Origin of the sequence: Rothia sp. P13129 (assembly GCF_048512865.1) — a bacterium.
Taxonomy (GTDB): Bacteria; Actinomycetota; Actinomycetes; order Actinomycetales; family Micrococcaceae; genus Rothia.
On sequence record NZ_JBLXYA010000002.1, the window covers coordinates 168,411 to 187,105 of the forward strand.

At 45.1% G+C, this 18,695-nt stretch carries 13 protein-coding genes and 1 tRNA gene; 8 read left to right on the plus strand and 6 right to left on the minus strand.

Annotation, left to right across the window (positions count from 1 at the left end; all coding sequences use genetic code 11):
* Positions 1-433 precede the first annotated feature (433 nt).
* Entirely contained in the window at positions 434-5,110 is a 4,677-nt protein-coding gene (gene gltB, locus ACN081_RS02730; protein ID WP_419106882.1) for a glutamate synthase large subunit, read from the plus strand.
* Positions 5,103-6,563 carry a glutamate synthase subunit beta gene (locus tag ACN081_RS02735; protein ID WP_419106883.1) on the plus strand — a complete coding sequence of 487 codons (1,461 nt, stop codon included), beginning with the start codon at positions 5,103-5,105 and terminating at the stop codon, positions 6,561-6,563. Before gltB ends, ACN081_RS02735 begins: the two co-directional genes overlap by 8 nt.
* Positions 6,564-6,640: 77 nt before the next feature.
* On the opposite strand, the gene ACN081_RS02740 is transcribed toward ACN081_RS02735, so the two are convergent.
* Both ACN081_RS02740 and ACN081_RS02745 read right to left on the minus strand, forming a co-directional pair.
* Positions 6,641-7,219: a flavodoxin domain-containing protein gene (locus tag ACN081_RS02740; protein WP_419106884.1), complete on the minus strand. Its 579-nt coding sequence runs from the start codon at positions 7,217-7,219 to the stop codon at positions 6,641-6,643.
* Positions 7,220-7,232: 13 nt separating this feature from the next.
* Complete coding sequence (locus ACN081_RS02745) at positions 7,233-7,823, minus strand: flavodoxin domain-containing protein (RefSeq protein WP_419103510.1); 591 nt, start codon at positions 7,821-7,823, stop codon at positions 7,233-7,235.
* Between the two features lie 327 nt (positions 7,824-8,150).
* Between ACN081_RS02745 and pyk the strand changes: the two genes are divergently transcribed.
* A complete protein-coding gene (gene pyk, locus ACN081_RS02750; protein WP_419101798.1) occupies positions 8,151-9,626 on the plus strand; it encodes a pyruvate kinase in 1,476 nt (491 codons plus the stop codon).
* Positions 9,627-9,818: 192 nt separating this feature from the next.
* Positions 9,819-9,898: transfer RNA gene (locus ACN081_RS02755), tRNA-Leu, on the plus strand.
* Between the two features lie 177 nt (positions 9,899-10,075).
* Here the strand turns inward: ACN081_RS02755 and ACN081_RS02760 are convergent.
* Together ACN081_RS02760 and ACN081_RS02765 are read right to left on the minus strand one after the other, a co-directional pair.
* Positions 10,076-10,408 (minus strand): hypothetical protein, encoded by a 333-nt coding sequence (locus ACN081_RS02760; RefSeq protein ID WP_419106885.1) that lies wholly within the window; start codon positions 10,406-10,408, stop codon positions 10,076-10,078.
* A gap of 113 nt (positions 10,409-10,521) precedes the next feature.
* The gene (locus tag ACN081_RS02765; protein ID WP_419106886.1) at positions 10,522-12,006 is read right to left on the minus strand and encodes a Sau3AI family type II restriction endonuclease; all 1,485 of its coding nucleotides are present in this window, start codon (positions 12,004-12,006) and stop codon (positions 10,522-10,524) included.
* A gap of 118 nt (positions 12,007-12,124) precedes the next feature.
* On the opposite strand from ACN081_RS02765, the gene ACN081_RS02770 reads away from it, so the two are divergent.
* Together ACN081_RS02770 and ACN081_RS02775 are read left to right on the plus strand one after the other, a co-directional pair.
* A complete protein-coding gene (locus tag ACN081_RS02770) occupies positions 12,125-13,417 on the plus strand; it encodes a DNA cytosine methyltransferase (RefSeq protein WP_419106887.1) in 1,293 nt (430 codons plus the stop codon).
* 292 nt (positions 13,418-13,709) lie between these two features.
* Positions 13,710-14,315 carry an ANTAR domain-containing response regulator gene (locus ACN081_RS02775; RefSeq protein WP_419103506.1) on the plus strand — a complete coding sequence of 202 codons (606 nt, stop codon included), beginning with the start codon at positions 13,710-13,712 and terminating at the stop codon, positions 14,313-14,315.
* A gap of 81 nt (positions 14,316-14,396) precedes the next feature.
* Here the strand turns inward: ACN081_RS02775 and ACN081_RS02780 are convergent, their stop codons facing one another.
* On the minus strand, positions 14,397-14,546 hold the full coding sequence (locus ACN081_RS02780) for a hypothetical protein (protein ID WP_419103505.1): 150 nt from the start codon (positions 14,544-14,546) through the stop codon (positions 14,397-14,399).
* A gap of 5 nt (positions 14,547-14,551) precedes the next feature.
* Positions 14,552-15,028 carry a PaaI family thioesterase gene (locus ACN081_RS02785; RefSeq protein ID WP_419101793.1) on the minus strand — a complete coding sequence of 159 codons (477 nt, stop codon included), beginning with the start codon at positions 15,026-15,028 and terminating at the stop codon, positions 14,552-14,554.
* 94 nt (positions 15,029-15,122) lie between these two features.
* Here ACN081_RS02785 and polA point away from each other — a divergent pair, with 94 nt between their 5' ends.
* Positions 15,123-17,960, plus strand: a complete 2,838-nt coding sequence (gene polA, locus ACN081_RS02790; protein ID WP_419106888.1) for a DNA polymerase I — start codon at positions 15,123-15,125, stop codon at positions 17,958-17,960.
* Between the two features lie 18 nt (positions 17,961-17,978).
* Positions 17,979-18,599, plus strand: a complete 621-nt coding sequence (locus ACN081_RS02795) for a GNAT family N-acetyltransferase (protein WP_419103502.1) — start codon at positions 17,979-17,981, stop codon at positions 18,597-18,599.
* Positions 18,600-18,695: the final 96 nt, after the last annotated feature.

Below are 18,695 nucleotides of genomic sequence, written 5' to 3' on the forward strand. Positions count from 1 at the left end.
CATCCAACTATTTAACTATCAGATACTAAGCCGTCTCACTATCTGGTGTATTAACGCGAAGAATTACCCCTTTTGAAACAAAACAAGGCACAATAACTACCAGAAGATAGATAGAACACACCCAAAAAACTAGCGTCTTCTACCGGTGAACGTGAAAACGTAACAACATTGACTCCACCACACACAGGAATCAACTGCACCACAATAAATCCACCACTGATAACACCTATTGCCTATCAGTAAACGGAACATACCCCATCGCTGCAATGGCGCGGCTCAAAGACCTTTAACTCTTATCCCACACCCAAGAGTTAGAGCCTATGCGCATACACGATGCGGATATATCAAACTTTGTGCCGTACCACCACCGAAACCTCGCTCACACACGTACCCTAACGCATGTGAACGACCCGCCGTGGAGAGGAAAAGGCCTTTGAAAAACCCAACATCACACACCCCAACACAGAGCAAACACAACTCCACCACACCACCGTCACCCTTCCAAACATTTGCCGCAATACCTCAAGCGCAAGGGCTATACCACCCCGACAACGAAAAAGACGCCTGCGGACTAGCGATGGTTGCAACGATCAACGGTCAAGCCAGCCACGATATCGTTGACCACGCACTCACAGCACTGCGTCGGCTCGAACACCGAGGAGCCGTCGGAGCAGACGAAGGCACCGGCGACGGCGCAGGAATCCTCCTACAACTGCCCGACACATTCTTCCGCGCCGTACTAGACTTCTGCCTACCAGAAACCGGAAAATACGCAGCTGGAACAGCGTTCCTCCCCGCTGACGAAGAAAACATCAGCGAATACAAACAATCACTAGAAGACATCGCCCACGCAGAAGGACTCAAAGTCCTCGGCTGGCGAGACGTGCCCACCAACCCAGAACTTGTCGGAAAATCAGCACGCGCCGTCATGCCTCACTTTGTACAGATGTTCATCGCCGAAGCAGAACCCGAAGAACACGACGCCGTTGCCGCACCCTTCACCGGACATATCCCTATCATCGACCTCGACACAACATCCGCACAACAACAACTAGACCAAAAAGCTTTTCGTCTACGTAAACGCGCACAGCACAAGCTCGGAGTATATTTTCCGTCCTTCTCTACACGAACCATCGTGTACAAAGGAATGCTAACCACCGCACAACTAGAACCCTTTTATCCTGACCTCTCAGACCCCAGATTTCAGACAAAACTTGCTATCGTCCACTCACGATTCTCAACGAACACCTTTCCCTCATGGCCGTTAGCGCAACCCTTTAGAACCATCGCACATAACGGCGAAATCAATACCGTCAAAGGTAACCGTAACTGGATGCGAGCGCGCCAATCACAGCTCAAATCACCATTGTTAGGACGAAACCCCGAAGAATTATTTCCCATCTGTTCGGCGGGTGCTTCAGATTCTCAGTCTTTTGACGAGGTTGCAGAACTGCTGTTGCTCTCTGGGCGTAGCGCGCCACAAGTGATGATGATGATGATTCCTGAGGCATGGGAAAAACACGAGGATATGGACGAAGACCTCCGAGCCTTCTACCAATATCATTCAACGTTAATGGAACCATGGGACGGCCCAGCAGCAGTAGCTTTTACTGATGGTACACGGGTTGGTTCTGTCCTTGACCGTAACGGGTTACGACCAGCACGCTACTGGGTGACTGATGAAGGTCTTGTTGTTCTTGCATCTGAAGTAGGCGTTATCGATATTGACGAGAAGAATATCGTTCAGAAAGGTCGAGTTAGCCCAGGAAAGATGTTCTTCGTCGATACAGAACAACAACGTATCATCTCAGATGAAGAAGTTAAAAAGAGCGTAGCGAATAGTCACCCATGGAAAAAATGGGCGTCAGAGTCCATTATCAATCTTGCCGATTTACCTGAACGTGAACATATTCGTTACCCTCGTTCATCGATGACTCTGCGCCAACAGACTTTTGGATACACTACTGAAGAACTTAAAAAGATTCTTGCCCCCATGGCACAACATGGTGCAGAGCCTATTTACGCGATGGGAACGGATACTCCTATTGCGGTTCTTTCGTCACGTTCACGATTACTTTTTGACTATTTTGTGCAGTCTTTTGCTCAGGTAACGAATCCTCCTCTTGACTCTATTCGTGAAGAGCTTGTTACGTCCTTGAAGACGTCGGTGGGTCCTAATGGGAATATTCTTCGTAATGGGCGTGTACATACTCGTCATATTGGTTTAGATTTTCCCGTTATCAATAATGATGAGTTGGAAAAGATTGCTCACCTCACTGATGAGGATGGTATGGGTATTGCCCTGAAAGTTCGGGGTCTTTATAACCCTGCTGGGGGAGAAGACGCTTTACGTGCTCGGCTGAGTGAAATTTGTGAAAAGGTGTCTGCCGCTGTTAATCGCGGTGTGGAGCATATTATTCTTTCTGATCGTCATTCTAATGCGCAGTGGGCGCCTATTCCGTCGTTGTTGTTGACGGCGGCGGTTCATCATCACCTTTTGCGTTCTGCAACTCGTACGAAGGCGTCTTTGGTGGTTGAAGCTGGTGATGTTCGCGAAGTGCATCATATTGCTACTTTGGTTGGTTATGGTGCTTCAGCGGTGAACCCGTATCTTGCCATGGAGTCGGTGGAACAGCTGGTTCGAGATGGTGAGATTGAGTCAGTTTCTGAGGACGAAGCTGTTAAGAACTTGATTAAGGCTTTGGGTAAAGGTCTGCAGAAGATTATGTCGAAGATGGGTATTTCTACGGTGTCTTCGTATTGTGGTGCTCAGACTTTTGAAGCGTTGGGTTTGTCTGAGCGTCTTGTGAGCGAGTATTTTCCAGGGACTCATTCGCAGATGGATGGTGTGGGTCTTGATGTTATTGCTGCTGAGGTGAAAGCCCGTCATGACCGTGCCTATCCTCAAGATGGGGTAGCTGTTCCACACCGTACGTTAGAAACTGGTGGTGAATATGATTGGCGTCGTGATGGTGCCTCCCACTTGTTTAACCCTGAGACTGTTTTCCGTTTGCAGCATGCAACCAAAACGGGGCGCTACGATATTTTCAAGTCTTATACAGAACGTGTAAATGATCAGTCTAAAGAGCTGATGACAATACGTGGGTTATTGTCTTTGAAGCAGGATTGCCCTCCGATTGATATTTCTGAGGTAGAGCCGGTGAGCTCTATTGTGAAGCGTTTTTCGACGGGTGCGATGTCGTATGGGTCTATCTCTCAGGAGGCTCATGAGACTTTGGCTATTGCGATGAATGCTTTGGGTGCAAAGTCGAATACTGGTGAGGGCGGTGAAGATGTTGAACGGCTTCTTGACCCGCAACGGTGTTCAGCTATTAAGCAGGTTGCTTCTGGTCGTTTTGGTGTGACGTCTTTATACCTAACACACGCCCAAGATATTCAGATTAAGATGGCTCAAGGCGCTAAACCTGGTGAAGGTGGGCAGCTCATGAGTCAGAAAGTGTACCCGTGGGTGGCGAAGACCCGTCACGCGACAGCTGGGGTGACCTTGATTTCGCCACCTCCTCATCATGATATTTATTCTATTGAGGATTTGGCACAGCTGATTTATGACCTCAAACGTGCCAACCCGCAGGCTCGTATTCATGTCAAGTTGGTGTCTGAGGTGGGTGTTGGAACGGTTGCCGCCGGTGCAACGAAAGCTAAAGCCGATGTCGTGCTTATTTCTGGTCACGATGGTGGTACTGGTGCTGCTCCTTTGAACTCCTTGAAACATGCTGGAGCACCATGGGAGTTAGGTCTTGCTGAGGCTCAACAGACTTTGATGATTAACGGTTTACGTGACCGCGTGGTTGTGCAAGCTGACGGGCAACTAAAAACCGGTCGTGACGTGATGATTGCTGCTCTATTGGGTGCAGAAGAGTTCGGTTTTGCAACAGCTCCACTCGTGGTGGAGGGCTGCATTATGATGCGTAAATGCCATTTGGATACCTGCCCAGTGGGGGTTGCGACACAGAACCCGACGCTTCGCGAACGGTACACCGGTAAAGCTGAGCATGTTATGAACTTCTTTAAATTTATTGCTGAAGAAGTTCGTGAATATTTAGCGCAGCTGGGGTTGAGAAGCCTTGACGAGGCTATTGGGCGTGCAGAACTTTTGGATACTTCTGCTGCTATCGAACATTGGAAAGCTGACGGTTTAGACTTATCGCCTATTCTGCGTTCAACGTTTGAAGAGTACGCGGGTCGGGGAGTGCGCCATAGCCGTGAACAAGACCATGAACTGGATGCTCATATCGATCACCATTTTATTCGTGCGGCTTCTGCCACTTTTGAGCACCGTCAGAAGACTCAAATCACTCGTGATGTGGTGAATACTGATCGTTCTATCGGCACAATGCTAGGACATTATGTGACGAAAACGTTTGGTACTGACTTATTAGAACCAGATACGATTGACCTTCATCTGAAAGGACATGCTGGTCAGTCTTTGGGTGCGTTTATTCCTCAAGGAATGACTATTCGACTAGTTGGTGACACCAACGATTACGCCGGTAAAGGCCTATCTGGTGGACGAATTATTATCCGCCCAGATGAGAACGCTCCTCTTATCGCTCATGAAAATGTTGTGGCAGGGAACGTTATCGGTTATGGAGCTACCAGCGGTGAACTGTTTATCCGCGGTGTTGTAGGTGAACGTTTCTTAGTGCGTAATTCTGGTGCTACTGCTGTTGTTGAAGGAATCGGCGACCACGGTTGTGAATATATGACAGGTGGCAGAACCCTGATTTTGGGTGAGACAGGACGTAACTTTGGTGCTGGTATGAGTGGCGGTTATGCATATGTACTAGATCTCAACATGAAGAATGTGAATAAAGATTCTCGTGAGCAGGGTGAACTATCGTTTTCCGCTTTATCTGAAACAGATTGTTCAGAGGTTCGCCAACTTTTAGAAGAGCACGTACAACACACTGGGTCATATCTGGGCCAACAGCTTTTAGCCGATGAAGAAGCCACTATGGGGCGTATCACGAAGGTTGTGCCGCGTGATTATGCGGCAGTTTTGAGTGTTCGTCAGGACGCTCAAGCTCAAGGTGAAGACCCTAACTCGATGGCTGTGTGGAAGAAGATTTTGGAGGTAACCCGTGGCTAATCCTCGTGGTTTTCTAGAAGTAACAACTCGTCAAGACCGACCGAAACGGCCTGTGCCTGTACGTATTATGGATTACCGTGAGGTGCAGGTTCGCCCAAACGAGGCTGTTATCCGTCAACAGACATCGCGTTGCATGGATTGTGGTGTGCCGTTTTGTCACGCTGGGTGTCCTTTGGGGAATCTTATTCCTGAGTGGAATGATTTGGTGTGGCGTGGTCGTACCCGTGAAGCGGTGGAGCGTATGCACGCAACAAACAATTTTCCGGAATTTACCGGACGCGTGTGCCCAGCTCCGTGTGAGTCTTCTTGTGTGCTAGGTATTAATCAGCCGGCGGTCACTATTAAACAAGCTGAGTATTCTATTGGTGAAGCTGGGTTTGCTGAGAACCTGATTGAGCCTATTCTTCCTGCACGTATGTTAGATAAGACGGTTGCTGTGGTGGGATCTGGGCCAGCTGGGTTAGCGGCTGCTCAACAATTAACACAGGCTGGTTTTACGGTTGCTGTTTTTGAACGTGACTCTAAAATTGGTGGTTTGTTGCGCTATGGTATCCCTGATTTTAAATTAGAGAAATCTGTGGTGGAGCGTCGTCTTGCAGTGATGGAAGAAGAAGGCACTCGTTTCCGTCCCGGCATTAATATTGGTACTGATATTACGTGGGATGAGTTACGACGACGATATGACGCTGTTATTGTTGCGACAGGGGCAACAGCTCCTCGTTTACTGGATATTCCGGGCGCTGAGTTATCTGGTATTTATCCGGCAATGGATTATCTCAAGGACACGAATCGTTTTGTCTCAGGGGAGAGCTCTTCACTGAGCATTAACGTTACCGGTAAGAACGTGATTGTTTTGGGCGGTGGAGACACTGGATCTGACTGTATCGGTACGGCTGTACGCCAAGGAGCAGCATCTATTACGACTCTTGCGATTGGTGAACAGCCACCGCTTGAACGCTCTGATAGTGAACCATGGCCGATGTTTCCAAAAGTATTTGAGGTGTCTTCTTCTCATGAGGAGGGTGGAGAGCTTCGCTATTTAGCGTCAACCGTGGAGTTCGTTGGTGAGAATGGTGTTTTGACAGGTCTTAAAGTTGCTAAGACGCAGTACCTACCTGATGGCCGTCGTGTCCCTGAACCGGGTACCGAACATGTTATCCCTGCTGATGTCGTGTTTTTGGCGTTAGGTTTTACAGGGCAAGATTCTCGAACTTTAGAAGAACAAATTGGTGCGTGCTATGACAAACGGTCAAATGTTGCACGAGATGAGAACTATATGACGAATGTTCCTGGCGTGTTTTCTTGTGGTGACGCTGGGCGCGGACAGTCCCTGGTGGTGTGGGCTATCGCTGAGGGGCGTGCAACAGCTGCCGCAGTTGAGCGGTATCTTACCGGTTCCACTTTCTTACCTGAACCGGTGTCTCCTCATGATCGCGGGTTTACGCTTCTTTAAGAGACTGTATAAATAAATCTATGTGGTGGGGTAAGAGATATCTCTTACCCCCACCACATAGAGGAGAACAAATATTGTTATTGTTGAGTAGCTAACGTTTGTAGGACATGCTCGACTAATGGTTTAACAGCTATTGGGTCAGAATAGTTTACTTTTCCCTGTTCAAAGCTTTTAAGCATTTGTTCTTGAGCCTGAGAGCGTTGAGGTTTTGCCGCTATTGCTGCACGTACCCCCATCATGAGCGTTTTATGTTTCATGCTGAGCTTGGCATGGTCTAGTCCTCCACGAAAATGGAAAATTTTAGCGTTCTCCGTTAACGTTTCGCCATAGTTCTTTATCACCATATTGTCTAACTTTTGGCGGCTACTACCTTCAAGCCCGTTAAAAGATACGGTAAAAAACACGCGTGGGAGTGGTCGCAATAGTTCAGCGTATTTTTGTGTTGTTTTTGCTCCTGTCAAAAATGTTCCATAGTCGCTAGCTCCGATAAGAACAATATCTGCTGATTGAATATTTTCTGCGCAGAGCTGTTCTGTAGCGCAAATCGTTACGTTGATAGTGTTGTCATAGTTAGTTAACGCTTCGGATATCCAGTGTGCATATTCTGTGGTGTATCCGTACTGGCTACCTGCTGAGATGAGAACACATGCTCCCACGAGGATACGCGCCTTAGCTTTCTACATTGGGGGAGAGATACCCTGCGACTGTTTCGACGAGGGGGAAGATGTCTTCACGGTTGGTGTAGTCTCCACCACCGTTGTCGAAAGATTCAATCATCTGTTTGTCATATTCGTTCGCGTGAGGCTTGAGACGATATGCGGTGCGAACTCCTGCTAGAACAGTTTTGTGAGTTTTCGTCATTTGGGAGAGGTCTAGTCCTCCACGGAAGTGGTAGGTGGGGCAGTTTCCTGCGACGTCTTCTTTATAAGATTTCATGACGCGTTTGTCGAGGTATTCACGCGGGTATACGGCTAGACCGTTGAAACATACGGTGAAGAAGACACGGTGCGGAACTTTGAGCATTGCTTCACGGCGTTTGCGTAATGTTGGAGCACCGGTGAGGAACCCTCCAAGGTAACTTGCCCCGACGATGAGTACGTCAGCAGATTCGATGAGCTCGTCGGTGGCTTCTGCAATGGGGCTGAGGCTAATGTTGGGGGACTGGTCGAGAGCTTGGAGTTCTTCTGCAATCCAGCGGCAGTACCGTTCTGTAAATCCGTAGTTTGAGCCGAAGAGGATAACGACGTTTTGGGTGCTCATGAGTCTCACGTTTCTTTCATGCCGGTAAGGCGTGGTTTGCGGTGCTTTTATATCTCAAGAATAAAACAAGTTGAACGGCGATGGAACATTTAACGAATAAGATGTGTGTTTTTGTGGGAAATAGGCTGGTTTTATGAGTTATTTTTCTCATTTCTGGGACAAAAAGAAGGTTTATGCCCGTATAATGAGGTATGCACCCGGAGAGATGCTAAGAATATCTGTGAATGTGTGGGAATGTTATTTTTTGTGGCTCATTGAACGCACTATCGCAAGATGTTCTATCATCCCCCTTGTTGTCGCACCCCCAAACTTACTAAGGTTGTATACATGAGACGCGCAAAAATTGTTTGTACTATTGGTCCGGCAATCTCCTCTGAGGAGAAAATTAAGGCAGCTATTGAAGCTGGCATGAACGTCGCCCGCCTTAACATGAGCCACGGCGACCACGATGTTCACACAAATTCCTACAAGAACATTCGTAAACAGAGCAAAGCGCTCGGTAAAAACGTTGCCATTTTGGCAGACCTACAAGGCCCAAAGATTCGCCTTGAAACCTTCAAAAACGGTTCTGAAGTTCTAGAACCTGGTGATACTTTCAAAATTACGACCGAAGACGTTGAAGGTACCAAAGACATCTGTGGTACCACCTTCAAAGGACTCCCTGGAGACGTCGCTCCCGGAGACACCCTGCTCATCGATGACGGAAAAATTCGTCTTGAAGCCATTGAAGTAACTGACACGACGGTAACAACACGCGTTGTTGTTGGTGGTCCTATCTCCAACAATAAAGGTATTAACCTTCCCGGTGTTGCGGTATCTATCCCCGCATTGACTGAAAAAGATGAACGCGACCTTCGCTTCGCTTTGAAACTTGGTGTCGACATTATCGCTCTTTCTTTCGTGCGATCTGGCGACGACATCGCTCGTGTTCACGAAATCATGGACGAAGAAGGATTCCGCATCCCCGTTATTGCGAAGGTTGAGAAGCCTCAGGCTGTTGACAATCTTCAAGACATCGTTGATAAGTTCGACGGTATCATGGTCGCTCGCGGTGACCTAGGCGTTGAATATCCTCTTGAAGAGGTCCCTCTCGTCCAGAAGCGAGCCATTGAACTTGCTCGCCGTTGGGCTAAGCCTGTTATCGTGGCAACGCAGGTTCTTGAATCAATGATTCATAACCCCACTCCAACTCGTGCAGAAGCATCTGACTGCGCTAACGCTATCCTTGATGGTGCAGACGCCGTCATGCTTTCTGGTGAAACATCTGTGGGCGAGTACCCGATTATCACCATTCAGACGATGGCTCGTATCGTCAAATCCACTGAGGAACGTGGCTTGTATCGTGTGCCTGAACTAGGCACTTCTCCTAAGACTCGTGGTGGTGCGATTACTCGTGCGGCAGTGAACGTTGCTGATCAGCTCAATGTTGATTACATTACCGCGTTCACTCAGTCCGGTGATACGGCTCGCCGTCTTGCACGTTTGCGCCCGTCGAAGCCTGTGATTGCATTTACTCCTGATCCTAAGGTTCGCGCATTCCTTGCAATGCTTTGGGGTGTAGACGCGGTAGAAGCTGCGAGCGTTGCAAACACTGATGAGATGACAGGTCTGGTCGACCAGTACCTTTTGGCTCAAAAAATTGCTGAACCTAATCAACTCATCGTTATGGCGGCTGGTTCGCCTCCAAGCGTTGCCGGCTCAACCAATATGTTGAAAGTTCACCGTATTGGTGACTTGGATGACGCTGGTGCTCTTCTTCCTGAAGAGAAAGAGAAACTTGGCCCTTGGGGTGAAGATTCCTAGCATCGTCACTCTCTAAGGTTTTATCCTGATACGAGAAGAAGCCCTGTCCTATGTTCTGTTTATGAGCGAGGATGGGGCTTCTTTCTGTTGTGCTGTGAGGCATTAGATAAAGTATTTTATGATTTCGGCTCTTTCGATTTCACTTTTGCGTAGTGATGGTGTATCGTAGAGGAGTGCTCTTAGCGCAGATGCGCCCAAGTGGCGGAATTGGCAGACGCGCCGCACTCAAAATGCGGTTCTTAGGAGTGTGGGTTCGAGTCCCACCTTGGGCACAACGATAAACCCTCTTCTTTCTTGTAGAAGAGGGTTTTTTATTGGTATTAACCCCACCCGGTAAGGTGTTATTTTGTGTTAGGGGGAGAACGCTCTATTCTCGGAAAACCTGTAAAGGGTAATTTTGAGGCTTCACTTTCTCTCTATGAGATTCTCAATAGAAATATCTTTTGAATCTACGAGAGATATTTCACCGAAGGTGTGATTCCTCTACGTTTAAACTCTGCTTGAACTTCTGGGCGAGCGTCGATTGCTTCTAATGCTTCAACGGCGCAGTGGTATCCGGCCCATGTGCTGCCGTAGACGATAGGTTGGTGTTCTCTCCAGTTAACGTATAGTTCGGGGTCTATGGAGATATCGTATTGGTGTACTAGTTCAGCGACCCATAGGGCTGTTTCGCTGTCTCCTCCGCCTCCAGTGTCGCAGTCGTATTTTAGATGTTTGGGGAGCTTTTTTCTAACGTGTTGATTGAAGTCGTATGCGACATTTTCGAGTTTATAAAGGTCCATACTAGTTATCATTCCTCAGACTCTTTGAAAGTATCTAAGAGCTAGGCGCTAAACATGTTATCAACTTGGTTTATTAAGTGCGTAACAGATATCTTAGGACTTTTCTCCTATATTTAGTCCCATTTTCCTTCCAATACATCTTTTAAAAACCTCTTGGGCAACCAAAATGAATGCTTTGTGATTTTTAATCCGCTGGGCAAGGTATCCGTATCAGATATCTTCCCCTTGCCGAGAAACTCTGATGACCTTATCTCATAGTAGGTGTTCTGCGCATGTATTTTTGTAAAAATTACTTTATTTACTCTACTCTGTGGGAAATTTGTTGATACTTTATTTCCTCTTACAGTGAGTTCTACTCCTTCGCGGATGATATTTTGAGTTTGTCTCCAAACCCGTTGAACTTCTTCTAGCAGTTGTTCGGGAAACCCCCAGAACTTAATATCGTCTAGAACAAAAGTATTCTTATCTTTTTCCTTGAAAATAACAAATAGAAATTTCTTACTAAATATTTCTAGATACGGGTGAGACTCTTCCCAGTTGTCTATATCTGCTAACTCTTGGAAAGAATAATTCTTAAACGGAGAATCTTCCTTTGGAAGCCCCGTGCTGTCAATACGAATTACTCGTAAATTCATATTAGATTTTTGAAATTCTTTTGTTTTATCAACATCTCCAGTGAGCCCTAAAATTTTTCGTATAAGAGTGTTGTTCTTACCTTTTGCTTTGGGATTTACACTAAAATATTGATATAATTCATCTGCTGAACGCCCCCTATGCTTTAAAATTTTCTCTGATATAATTTCTGTAAATATTTTGTCACTGTTCTTGACACCGTTTAATATGCTCTCTTGGTCAGGTTCGTCGAAAATTTTATGATTAATCAAGTAAGTCATGTAGCTTGACTTAAGTTCCCAAGCTCTTTGCTTAGCTAACTTATCAGAATAGGGTTGTGTTCTAAGGTCTTTCCCTTTTCCCGCACCTTTAGTACAAGTTGATAGATAATTTCCATCCGATTCAGATAATTCGTGTGCTTTTCCTGCTTTAATTTTTTGACTGATTTTTCGGTAATCTTCAAGAATTACCTTCATGTCTTCTTCGAACCATTTATAAAGAAAAACTTTTTTGATAGCGTAATCTTCTATTTTTTGATTTTCTAAGGTCCTTTCATAAAATAAAAGTAAAATTTTTGCACACTTTTCCCATAGGTGGGTATCGTAAAAATTATCTAGATTTTCTTTATTGTAGTTAATAATTGTTAAAACGAGACGTTCTTTCGCGCTTATTGTTTTATTTTTATTAACTTTAAAGGGGGTAACTTTTAGCTCTAGTCCAGCTTTATCAAAGTCTGGCAAGGAGCTATTATTAGTTTGTAACCCATAGAAGTATCTTTCAATATAGTTACCGTATTGCCCTTTTGACTTTATGCTGATTTCTTTGTTGGTAACTTTTGATATCTTTTTTTCCTGGAAGTCTTTATAAGTCTTATACGGTGATAAATTATAAGATTCAATAATCTGAGACAGTGGCTTTCCTAGTAAATTATTTTTGGAATAGTCCACAATGCTTTCAATATTGCTGTCATCATAATCAAATAACATAAAAAATCCTTACAAGCGTTAGAGTGCCTCTATTGTAACACTGCAGCACACTGGAGACTTGATCAATTTGCAACGGAATAGTATAATATGAATACATTCCGGTTTCTATAGGAGAAAAATGAAAGTCCTTGAGTTGTTTGCAGGTGTAGGCGGGTTCCGTGTTGGACTTGAAAACGCAGATAAAGACTTTTTTCAAACAAAATGGTCTAACCAGTGGGAGCCTTCTCGCAAGTCTCAAGATGCTTTTGAAGTGTATAACTACCAATTCCCTGACAGTAAAAATATCAATATCAGTATTTCTGATATTACAGATAATGATTTTGCTGAAATGGATGCAGACATAATCGTTGGAGGTTTTCCATGCCAAGATTATTCTGTGGCTCGTACCAAGAAAAACGAAATGGGTATCGAGGGTAAAAAAGGTGTCTTATTTTGGGAAATTATTAGAGTCACCAAAATCATTAAACCGAAATATTTAATTCTAGAGAACGTAGACCGACTCTTAAAATCTCCTTCAAAGCAACGTGGGCGAGATTTTTCTATTATGTTAGCTTCTTTTAATAAGCTAGGTTACTCTGTTGAGTGGCGTGTTATTAATGCTGCTGAATATGGTAGAAGTCAGCGACGTAGACGTGTGTTCTTTTTCGTGTATAGAAATGATACCGAATTTGCTCAGAAAATTGACCGTGTTTTTGAGGGAGATGCTGTTCTCTCTGAAGAAAATAGATATGATGACTATATCTTCTGCCAAGGTTTATTTGCAACTCAATTCCCAATCAAAAAAAGTGTCATTAAAAATCGTAGGTCTTATTATCAGTTAAATGATGATATTGTTGAGTTATCTGATAATTTTACAGGTCAAGTATGGAATACTGGAATTATGCGTCATGGGATATGCTATAGCGTTGAAACTGAGCAAGCGTATCATGGAAATTCTTTAACTCTTGGTGACATTCTTCAAGATGAAGCATTAGTTGACGAAAAATATTATCTTGATGATGACGAGAAGATTGAAAAGTTTAAGTACCTAAGAGGTCCAAAACGAATTGAGCGAACTTCTGTAGATGGTTTTTCTTACATTTTTTCAGAAGGTGGAATGTCTCCTTATGACTATGAAAATTTGCCAAGTCGTACAATGTTAACGTCTGAAGGGAGCCTTAACCGCTCGACACATCTCATCTTTAGAAATGATCGTTATCGTCTTTTGACACCGATTGAAGCTGAACGCTTGCAAGATTTTCCAGATAATTGGACTGCTTACAAGAAAACTGCTGGCGGAGATGTTGTGCCGGTGAGTGACCGAATGAGGATGTTCTTTATGGGAAATGCTTTAGTTACTGAGATTGTTAAAGAGATTGGTAATTTTATTTTAAAAATAGAAAATAAAGAAGGTGGTCCTCTGAAGTCTTAATATTTAGAGGAATCTAAAATCTATAATCATTGTTGTCTTTATATATTAAGGCGTGCCTGTTGTTTAGGTGTTGATGTGTTCAGCTTTCTGAACTTTCCTTTACAACTGAAGTGAAGATAGAACCTTAGATACTTTATGAGAGCGTTTGAGAAGTCAGTTTTGAGGTTGTTTTACGGTTGATGAGGTTACAGTGGTGAATATTACGGACTTTTTTCTTCACGTGCTGAACAGATAGCTAAGCAACGTGTCAAAATTATAAAGTAAAAGGGTCGGCAGAGAGCTAGGAGTTTGTATGTCAGAGAAGACATCTTCCACAGAGGAAACAACACATACCGTTATCGTCGCAGAAGATGAAGCGCTCATCCGTATGGACATCGTTGAGATTCTTCGAGGACAAGGATACGACGTCATCGCAGAAGCTGATAACGGAAAGACTGCTGTTGAACTCGCTGAGCGATACCGCCCTGACGTTGTCCTCATGGACGTAAAAATGCCCATTATGGATGGTATTACTGCTGCTGAAGAGATTACACAACGACAGATTGCTCCTGTTGTATTGTTAACCGCCTTTAGCCAAAAAGAGCTGGTAGACCGTGCCACAGAAGCTGGTGCAATGGCATACGTGGTTAAACCCTTTAGCCCAAATGAGCTCATCCCATCTATCGAAGTTGCGATGAGTCGTTATGAACAGATTAAGGCTCTTCAAGCTGAAGTTGAAAATATTAAAGAACAGTTTGAGACGCGGAAAGCTGTAGACCGTGCAAAGTCTTTGCTCATGACAAAGATGGGGGTAACAGAGCCAGAAGCGTTCCGCTGGATTCAAAAAACGTCAATGGATCGACGTATCTCTATGCGTGAAGTTGCTGAGACTATCGTTGAACAAATGTCTAAATCATAGGTTTTACTAGACATAAAAACATGGTGGGGTTAGCACTCCTAAAGGAGTGCTAACCCCACCATGATGTGTTGTGAGCAAAGATTATTTTTGTGAAGGCTTTGTTCCAATACCCCATAGTGTGACAGCACTACAGATTGCTAGACCAAGCCACCAATAGCTTCCACGTTGCATTGCCGTAACAGCAACAAGAATAGTGAGGATGAGAAAGACCATCCCAATTTTTTCTCGCATGCGTGTTATCCCTTCTGAGCAGAATGAACGATATTAGGAACAACCATATTGGTCATTCTTCCGCTACTAATTAGCTTTCCATTCTCATCGGTAATATCAATGTGGTGGACCAGCTGTGTTCTACCAAGTTTAACTGCGGTGCAGGTTCCTGTCACAAGACCACTGACGGCAGAGCGTAGGTGAGTAATATTCAGTTCAGTACCGACTGCCATGGTTTTCTCATCGACAGCCATATTTGATGCAAAAGATCCAAGAGTCTCTAAGAATGCTGCGGATGCACCACCGTGTAGCAGTCCTGCTGGTTGGGTGTTTCCTGATACTGGCATTGTTGCAACAGTTTTTTCTGCAGAGAGTTCAAGGAAGCGGATACCAAGTTTAGGGATAAGCTCTCCTAAACCTAGCGGACCGAAACGGTGTACTGAATCTTCCGGTATTCCATGCTCAATCAATGATGCGCGTACGTCGTGAGGTAATTCGTTCATAGTCTTCATTATGCTCTTTGTTTTTCTGAGGTGCTAGTGAACATAGGGGGAGTGAACGTGGTGTGAGAAAGAATAAGCGTCTAGGATAGAACTTGTGACTACACAAGAATCTGCTAAAAAAACTCAAAAACTTCTACTGATTGACGGTCATTCTTTAGCTTTTCGGTCTTTTTATGGGACTCCAGCTGATGTTTTCGTTAATGCTCAAGGACAGCACACAAATGCGGTTCATGGTTTCCTTTCAACGTTGTTGAGCCTTATTAAAAGTGAAGAACCATCGCATATTGTTGCTGCGTTTGATTTATCGGGTGGCACATTTAGAACACGTGAATATAGTGAGTATAAGGGTGGGCGTTCGGAGACTCCTCCCGAATTTTTTGGGCAGGTTGAGCTAATTCAGCGTCTTCTTGATTTGTTAAATATCCCTTGGCTAACCGTTCCTGAATATGAAGCAGACGACATTATTGCAACGTTGACAAAGACTGGTCGTGAGAGCGGATATCAAGTATCTATTGTCTCTGGTGATAGGGATTCTTTTCAGCTGATTTCTGATAACGTCACGGTACTTTATCCTGTGACGACGGGGCCGCAGAAAGGTATCCGTCCTATGGATGCGGCTGCTGTGCAAGAGAAATATCTTGTACCTCCTCATTTGTACCCAGATCTTGCCGCGTTGACAGGTGAGAAAGCAGATAACCTGCCAGGTGTACCTGGTGTGGGGCCTGGTTTTGCCGCAAAATGGATTAATGAATACGGTGATTTAGAGAGTATTTTTGCCCATGCTGATGAGATTAAAGGCAAAAAGGGTGAGGCGCTTAGGGAACATATTGAGGATGTGCGTCGTAACCGTCGTTTGAATCGTTTGGTTGATGACCTCGAACTGCCGCTTGAGTTATCGGATATGAGTGAGTATGGTCCGGAAGACCATCAACGTCTTGACGATTTTTTTGATGAGTTAGCGTTTAATTCTATTCGCCGTCGTGTGGGTGAGGTTTTCCCCGCCGTAGCGGAGCAGGGTACGACTGTATCTGCACTGTCTTTTGATACGACAGTTGAGACGTGCTCTTCTGATGACGGAGATAAAGTTTTACGTCAATTCTTGGACACGGCGACTGATGTTATTGCTCAGGTGGAGCGTTCAGAATCTGTGCCGGAACGTTTGAGCTGTGCTGTGACGTTATATCCTGTTGTCGCTGAGTCTGCTCAGCAGACGGGCCTAGCTCATGAGCGTGATCTTTTAGGTGCTGTTTTAGTTGCTGGAGCTTCTAGCGTATGGCTTGATTTTACTGCGATGAGCCCAGAAGTAGAGAGTGTTTTTGCTCGTTGGTTAGCAGATGAGTCTCAACCTAAAATTCTTTTCGACCTCAAACAGCACTATAAGACGTTGAATGCGCGAGGCTTTGACCTTGCTGGGGTCGTTGAAGACCCGATGCTGAGTTCTTATGTGTGCGGGTATATTCCTTCAGCTCGTAAACGTGATTTTGCGACGATGATGGATGCCTTGTGCCAAGAATATTTGGGGGTTTCTCTTCCTCAGGAGCCAGTATCGGAGGAGCCTCAAGCAGAGCTTTTTGTGTTAGAACCTTCTGTCCCCTTTGAATATTGCGCTCTTGTTGCTCGCCATATTCAAGAGTTGGCGTACCGTTTGCATTATCGGATGGTTGATGATGAGCAGCTAACCCTTTATCAGGATATTGAGCTTCCTATGGCAGAGGTTTTAGCTCGTATGGAACAATCTGGTATCGCCGTTGATTCTGCAAAGATTTCTGAGCTTAAGGACTACTATGATTCTTTCGTGCGTCAGGCAACTGACGAAGCGTATCGTTTGATTGGCCACGAAGTGAATCTGAGCTCTCCTAAACAGCTTCAAGGAGTTCTTTTTGAAGAATTAGGACTGCCCAAGACTCGCAAACTTAAGTCGGGGTATTCTACTGATGCTGAGTCTATTGCAGATTTGATGACTAAAGTGAATCCTGATACTGCCGGAGCGCAATTTTTGGCTGCGTTGCAGACCTATCGTGACTTTACCAAGCTCAAACAAACGGTTGAAGGTCTAGAAAAAGCGACGGCTGCTGATGGTCGGATTCATACGACTTTTCAACAAAATGTTACAGCGACTGGGCGATTGTCTTCTACGGAACCAAACCTTCAGAACATTCCTATCCGGTCTGAGCAAGGACGTAAAATCCGTGGGGTCTTTATTGTTGATCCGCATTCTGTTGATGGAACATCATATGAGACTCTTCTGACTGCAGATTATTCGCAGATTGAAATGCGCATTATGGTGCATCTAGCTAAGGACGAGAAGCTAATTGAGGCTTATCAAAGTGGTGAGGATTTGCATCGCTTTGTTGGTTCAGAAGTATTTGATGTGGCTCCTGAAGAGGTGACATCACAGATGCGTGCCAAAGTTAAGGCAATGTCTTATGGGCTGGCGTATGGGTTGTCTCGTTTTGGTCTTTCAAAACAACTCGGTATTCCTGTTGATGAGGCTGGCGAGTTAACGGTGAACTATTTTAAACGTTTTGGCAATGTGGGGCGTTTCTTGCGTTCAACGGTTAAGCAGGCTCACCGTGATGGTTATACCGAGACGATGTTTGGACGCCGTCGTATTCTTCCCGACTTGGGCAGTTCAAATAAGCAACGTCGTGAGGCTGCTGAACGTGCAGCGTTGAATGCTCCTATTCAGGGTACTGCTGCGGACATTGTCAAAATTGCGATGCTTAATGTTTATCGTCGTCTTAATGATGAGAATCTTAAGAGTCGTATGCTTTTGCAGGTTCATGACGAATTGATTTTAGAAGTTGCCTCTGGTGAGCTTGAACAAGCTCGCCGTATTTTGAGTGAAGAGATGAGCAAGGCTGTGGAACTTTTGGTACCTCTTGATGTTCAGGTTGGTTCTGGTGCGTCTTGGCAAGAGGCTGGACATTAGGGGAAGCGTTCTTTGGTCATGACTTCTATAACAAATTCGATGCCTTCGCGTTCTCCTCGGGATGTTGAGGTCATTTATTTACAGATGTTTTCAGATCCGGGGGAGTTTTCGGGCTTTCCTGAAGGCGTGTATGCTCAGCGGGTGATGCATCCTCAGCCGGAGTTTATTCGTTGGCTTTATAGTGTTGTTGGTGGGCCTTATTACTGGTACGAGCGTTTAAGCTGGTCTCGAGAGCAGTGGGATGACGAACTGAGCGAAGTTGGCAGTGAACTATGGGTTCTTTATGTTGAGGGAACTCCTTGTGGCTATGCGCAGTTAGATACTCAGGTTATTCCTCGTTCTGATGATGAATTTGGCTCTGATGTGGAGCTGCTCTATTTTGGTTTGATGCAGTGGGTGCATGGTAGGGGGCTGGGTAAAGCCTTTTTGGAGTATGTTCTTACTGCTGCATGGAAGATGTCCTCTTATCACGCTATACCTGAAGTGCAACGTGTGTGGGTGCATACATGTACTTTAGACGGGCCATACGCTCTGAAGAACTATTGTCGTAGGGGGTTTGAAGAGTATCGTCGTGAGGTCTACCATGAGCTAGTTTTTGATACCCCGATGTCGTCGTGGGAGTCGATGTTTAGCCGTTGATAATGCAATGGGGAAGTAACATACCATATTTGTTGTGAAATAAACACCTGAAATAGTGTGGCTATGATTGACCATCTTGGGTGTAACCCCCTAGAA

Excerpts from the sequence above, each read along its gene's own strand:
- ACN081_RS02745 (WP_419103510.1), bottom strand. The coding sequence starts at position 7,823 with ATGAGCACCCAAAACGTCGTTATCCTCTTCGGCTCAAACTACGGATTT.
- pyk (WP_419101798.1), top strand. The coding sequence starts at position 8,151 with ATGAGACGCGCAAAAATTGTTTGTACTATTGGTCCGGCAATCTCCTCT.
- ACN081_RS02760 (WP_419106885.1), bottom strand. The coding sequence starts at position 10,408 with ATGGACCTTTATAAACTCGAAAATGTCGCATACGACTTCAATCAACAC.
- ACN081_RS02765 (WP_419106886.1), bottom strand. The coding sequence starts at position 12,006 with ATGTTATTTGATTATGATGACAGCAATATTGAAAGCATTGTGGACTAT.
- ACN081_RS02770 (WP_419106887.1), top strand. The coding sequence starts at position 12,125 with ATGAAAGTCCTTGAGTTGTTTGCAGGTGTAGGCGGGTTCCGTGTTGGA.
- ACN081_RS02775 (WP_419103506.1), top strand. The coding sequence starts at position 13,710 with ATGTCAGAGAAGACATCTTCCACAGAGGAAACAACACATACCGTTATC.
- ACN081_RS02780 (WP_419103505.1), bottom strand. The coding sequence starts at position 14,546 with ATGCGAGAAAAAATTGGGATGGTCTTTCTCATCCTCACTATTCTTGTT.
- ACN081_RS02785 (WP_419101793.1), bottom strand. The coding sequence starts at position 15,028 with ATGAACGAATTACCTCACGACGTACGCGCATCATTGATTGAGCATGGA.
- ACN081_RS02795 (WP_419103502.1), top strand. The coding sequence starts at position 17,979 with ATGACTTCTATAACAAATTCGATGCCTTCGCGTTCTCCTCGGGATGTT.